Origin of the sequence: Micromonospora noduli (genome assembly GCF_003264365.1) — a bacterium.
GTDB lineage: Bacteria > Actinomycetota > Actinomycetes > Mycobacteriales > Micromonosporaceae > Micromonospora > Micromonospora noduli.
Window position 1 is genome coordinate 1 of record NZ_PYAK01000120.1, and the last position, 4,205, is coordinate 4,205.

Annotated in this window: 3 protein-coding genes; all 3 read left to right on the plus strand. The window is 72.2% G+C overall.

The features are described from left to right. The first annotated feature begins 29 nt into the window (after positions 1-29). From GUI43_RS33075 to murC, 3 genes are read left to right on the plus strand one after another with little or no spacing between them, the layout of a single operon-like run. Positions 30-1,475 carry an FtsW/RodA/SpoVE family cell cycle protein gene (locus tag GUI43_RS33075; RefSeq protein ID WP_112582748.1) on the plus strand — a complete coding sequence of 482 codons (1,446 nt, stop codon included), beginning with the start codon at positions 30-32 and terminating at the stop codon, positions 1,473-1,475. Further along, positions 1,475-2,581, plus strand: coding sequence for an undecaprenyldiphospho-muramoylpentapeptide beta-N-acetylglucosaminyltransferase (murG, locus tag GUI43_RS33080; protein ID WP_091407701.1), 1,107 nt, complete (start codon positions 1,475-1,477; stop codon positions 2,579-2,581). Before GUI43_RS33075 ends, murG begins: the two co-directional genes overlap by 1 nt. Continuing rightward, a complete protein-coding gene (gene murC, locus GUI43_RS33085; protein ID WP_112582747.1) occupies positions 2,578-4,143 on the plus strand; it encodes a UDP-N-acetylmuramate--L-alanine ligase in 1,566 nt (521 codons plus the stop codon). The genes murG and murC overlap by 4 nt, the downstream gene beginning before the upstream one ends. The last annotated feature ends 62 nt before the right edge of the window (positions 4,144-4,205 follow it).

The following is a 4,205-nucleotide window of genomic DNA, read 5'->3' on the forward strand; positions in this document are numbered from 1 at the left end:
CCGCGCGTGCGGCGGAACCGGCGGCGCCCGTGCCGCTGCGCGGTCTCGACGCGGCCGGCGGGCTCGCCGCGCTGCGCGGCCTGCTGGACCGGCCGCTGACCTCCTACTACCTGCTGCTGTCCTGCGCCGGCCTGCTGCTGCTGATCGGGCTGACCATGGTCTTCTCGGCGACCAGCGTGAAGGACTACGCCGAGGACGGCAACGCCTCGGCCTCGGTGACCAAGCAGGCCATCTTCGCGGTGATCGGCATCGGCGCGTTCTGGGTCTGCCAGCGCCTGCCCGCCAGCACCTACCGGTCGCTGGGCCGGCCGCTGCTGTTCACCTCGATCGGCCTCCTGGTGGTGCTCAACCTGCTGGTCGCCTACGCCCGGCTGACCAATCAGCTGTCGGCCAGTTTCGGGCCGGTCGAGGCGCGACTGAACTGGCTGTTCGTCGGCGGGATCCAGTTACAACCCTCCGAGCTGGCCAAGTTCGCGATGGTGCTCTGGGGTGCGCACCTTGTCGCCCGCAAGGGCGCCGCGCTCGGTTGGTGGCGCGAACTGGCCACCCCGCTCTTCCCGGTGGTCGGCCTGCTCTTCGTCCTGGTCGGTTACAACGACACCGGCACGATGCTCTGTCTGCTGGCCCTGGTCGTGGGCCTGCTCTGGGCCGCCGGGGTGCGGATGCGGGTCTTCGGCGCCCTGGCCACTGCCGGTCTGATCGGGATCGGTCTGCTCGTGGCGGTGGCCTCGTTGGGCGCCGGCTCCGGCGAGCGCGGCGCTGACAACTATCGCCTCGCCCGGCTGGACATGTTCTTCAATCCGCCGGACCCGGAGACCTGCAAACTCAACGACTGCCTCCAGTTCTACCAGGGGCGGCTGGCCATCGAGCACGGTGGCTGGTTCGGTGTCGGGCTGGGCAAGGGCAGCCTGAAGTGGGACTGGCTGCCCGAGGCGCACAACGACTTCATCTTCGCGATCATCGCCGAGGAGCTGGGCGTGATCGGGTGCGTTGTGGTGCTCAGCCTCTTCGCGGTCCTCGCGTACACCGGTTTCCGGATCGCCCGGCGGGTCGACGACCCGTTCCGCCGGCTCGCCGCCACCGCCGTGACCACCTGGCTGGTCAGCCAGGCCGTGATCAACATCGGTGGGGTGGTGGGGCTGCTGCCGATCACCGGTCTGCCGTTGCCGTTCATCTCCGACGGCGGAAGTGCCCTGGTGGTGACGTTGGCCGGCATCGGCATGCTGGCGTCCTTCGCCCGCGCCGAACCCGATGCGGCCAGAGCACTGCATGCCCGTCCGCCGGCCCGGTGGGTCCGACTACTCTGGGCCCCGTTGCCGCCGCTTCCCGGCCGGCGTCGCCGACCGGCGACGCCGCCCGCTGGCCGAGGGTCCGTGCCCCGGTCCCGCGAGCGGCGCCATGACGATCAGGCCGCACCGCGCGGGGTCCGACAGGACCGCAGCCGCGGGGGTACGGCGAGCGAGAGGAGACGCTGATGGGTCCGCTGCGTTCGGTGGTGCTCGCGGGAGGTGGCACCGGGGGGCACGTCTACCCGCTGCTCGCCTTCGCCGACTGCCTGCGCCGACACGACCCGGGCGTCCGGATCACCTGCCTCGGCACACCCCGGGGCATGGAGAACGACCTGATTCCACCGCAGGGCTACGACCTGCGGCAGATCCCGGCGTACCAGCTGCCCCGATCGGTCAACATGAACCTGGTCCGCACCCCGGGCCGGATGTGGACCGCGGCGCGCGCTGCGGGCAAGGTGATCGACGAGGTGCGCGCCGAGGTGGTCGTCGGCTTCGGCGGGTACGTCTCGGTGCCGGCCTACCTGGCCGCGTGGCGTCGTGAGCTGCCCATGGTGATCCACGAGGTGAACGTGCCACCGGGCGTGGCCAACAAGCTGGGCATGAAGTTCACCAAGAACGTGGCCGTCGGCTTCCCGAACCAGCCGAGCCAGGCCGAGTCGCTGCGGGACGCCACAGTCGTCGGTGTGCCGCTGCGCCGCAGCATCGCCGGCCTGGACCGGTACGCGCTGCGCAACGCCGCCCGCGCCCACTTCGGGCTCCGCCCGGACCTGCCGGTGCTCTTCGTGTCCGGCGGCTCGTCCGGCGCCCGCTCGATCAACCTGGCGGTCTCCGGGGCGGCCAAGGAGCTGGCCCGTAACGGCGTGCAGGTGCTGCACGTGATGGGCGCCCGCAACGAGCCGGTGCCGATCCCCACCGACCTGCCGGTGCCGTACGTGACGCTGCCGTACCTGTCCGAGATGGAGCTGGGCTACGCCGCCGCCGACCTGATGCTGGCCCGGGGTGGGGCGATGACCGTCGCCGAGGTGGCCGCGATCGGGCTGCCCACGATCTACGTGCCGTACCCGCACAGCAACCAGGAGCAGCGGCGCAACGCGCTGCCCGTGGTGGAGGCCGGCGGTGGGCTGCTGGTCGACGACGCGGAGCTCACCCCGGACTGGCTGGAGCGCACAGTCATCCCCCTCATCCGCGACCCGCAGCGGCTCTACAACATGGGTGCCGCCGCCGGGTCGTACGGCCGGCGCGACGGCGACGAGGCGTTGCGTTCCTTCGTCCTGGCGGCGGTGGCCCGATGACCGCGCAGTTCACCCCGGCCGGCACGCTCACCGCCGAGGACCTGGGCGCCGTCCACCTGATCGGAGTGGGTGGGGTGGGCATGCTCGGCGTGGCCCGGCTGCTGCTCACCCGTGGCATCCGGGTCTCCGGCAGCGACCTGCGGGAGTGGCCTTCGCTGGCCGGCCTGCGGGCGCTCGGCGGCACCATCCACCTCAGCCACGAGGTGACCAACCTCGACGGCGTGGACACCGTCGTCTACTCGTCGGCCATTCCGCAGGACCACCTGGAGTTGGTCGAGGCGCGTCGGCGCGGCCTACGGGTGCTGCACCGCTCCGAGGCGCTCGCCGCGGCGATGACCGGCCGTCGGGCGGTGGCCGTCGCCGGCACGCACGGCAAGACCACCACCACCTCGATGGTGACGATGGTGCTCCAGCAGGCCGGAGTGGACCCGTCCTTCGTGATCGGCGGTGAGATCTCCGAGGTCGGTTCGGGCGCCCACCACGGCACCGGCGAGCACTTCGTGGTCGAGGCGGACGAGAGCGACCGCTCGTTCCTCATCTACCGTCCGTACGTCTCGATCATCACGAATGTCGAGGCGGACCACCTGAACACCTACGGCGACTACGCGACGCTGGAGGCGGCGTTCGTGGAGTTCGCCCGCCTCACCGACCCGGACGGATTCATCATCACCTGCGCCGACGACCCGGGCGGTCGGCGGTTGGCCGAGAGCCTGCGGTCCGAGGGACGGCGGGTCTTCACCTACGGCGAGGCCGCCGACGCCGACCTGCGGTTGACCGAGATGGTCTCCTCCGCGCGTGGGGTGCGCTACCTGGCCGCGATCGACGGCCGGTCGCTGGGCGAGTTCCGTCTGCCGGTGCCGGGGCGGCACATGGGGTTGAACAGCGCCGCCGCGGTGCTGGCCGCGTACCTGCTGGAACTGCCGCTGGAGGCGGCGGAGGCCGCGCTGGCGGTCTTCCCCGGGGTGCGACGGCGCTTCGAGCGCAAGGGTGTCGTGGACGGCGTGCTGGTCTACGACGAGTACGCCTACCACCCGACCTCGATGACCCTCGCCATGCAGACGTTGCGCGAGGTCGCCGGGGACGGCCGACTGATCGTCGTCTTCCAGCCGTACCGGCTGTACCGCACCCGCGACAACCAGGCGGAGATCGCCGAGGCGCTGGCCATCGCCGACGAGGTGGTGCTCCTGGAGGTCTTCGGGCCGGGTGAGTTGCGTCAGCCCGGCGAGGGCTCGGCGGCGCTGATCGCGGCGGTGGACCTGCCCGCCGACCGAAAGGTCTTCGTGGAGTCGTGGGAGCAGGCCCCGATCGAGGTGGCCCGTCGTGCCCGCTCCGGGGACGTGGTGGTCACCATGGGCGCCCCGCCGATCTCGCTGATGGGCGACGAGCTGCTGGCCGCCCTGGGTGAGCGTACGGCCGGCTCGGCACCGACCGCGAACGTCGACCCGGTGGCCACCACCCCGGCGATCGGTGATCCGGTGCCGGGCGGGACAACGTCCGGCGGCGACGGCGCGGCTCTCGGTGGCACCGCCGTGCCCGGCGGCTCGGCACCCACGGCCGGATGAGTCCCGGCCCGGCCCGAGGGCGGACCAGCGCCGCCGACGGCGGCGCCCCGCGCCGCGGTCCG

What these genes read in the sequence shown, in the direction of transcription:
- murG (WP_091407701.1), top strand. Translation starts at nt 1,475, where the DNA reads ATGGGTCCGCTGCGTTCGGTGGTGCTCGCGGGAGGTGGCACCGGGGGG.
- murC (WP_112582747.1), top strand. Translation starts at nt 2,578, where the DNA reads ATGACCGCGCAGTTCACCCCGGCCGGCACGCTCACCGCCGAGGACCTG.